This window comes from Shewanella sp. S1-58-MNA-CIBAN-0166 (assembly GCF_040310085.1).
In the GTDB taxonomy this organism is placed as follows: Bacteria; Pseudomonadota; Gammaproteobacteria; order Enterobacterales; family Shewanellaceae; genus Shewanella.
Genome location: NZ_JBEOPN010000114.1, coordinates 1 through 290, shown reverse-complemented (window position 1 = coordinate 290; position 290 = coordinate 1). Strand labels below are relative to the sequence as shown.

1 protein-coding gene is annotated in these 290 nt (G+C 73.4%); it reads left to right on the top strand.

Annotated features, from left to right (window positions below; all coding sequences use genetic code 11):
• A partial coding sequence (locus AAEY99_RS21310; protein ID WP_351011963.1) for a CoA transferase occupies nt 1-290 on the top strand: 290 nt, incomplete at both ends.

Genomic DNA, 290 nt, shown 5'->3' with positions numbered 1-290 from the left:
GGGTGATGCCCGACAACGACCTGTTCGAAACCGCCGACGGGCGGCACATCGCGCTCGCGACGTTCGAGGACAAGTTCTGGGCCGCGTTCGCCGACGCGCTCGGCGATGCATGTCCGGCGCTGCGGGAGCCGCGCTACGCACGGCGCGCGGGCCGGCAGCAGCACCGGCACGCGCTCGGCGCGCAGTTGCGCGCGCTGTTCGCGACGCGTACGCAGGACGACTGGATGCGCGTGCTCGGCGCGCTCGGGCTGCCGGTGTCGCGCGTGCCCGATGCCAGCGAGCTGTTCGAC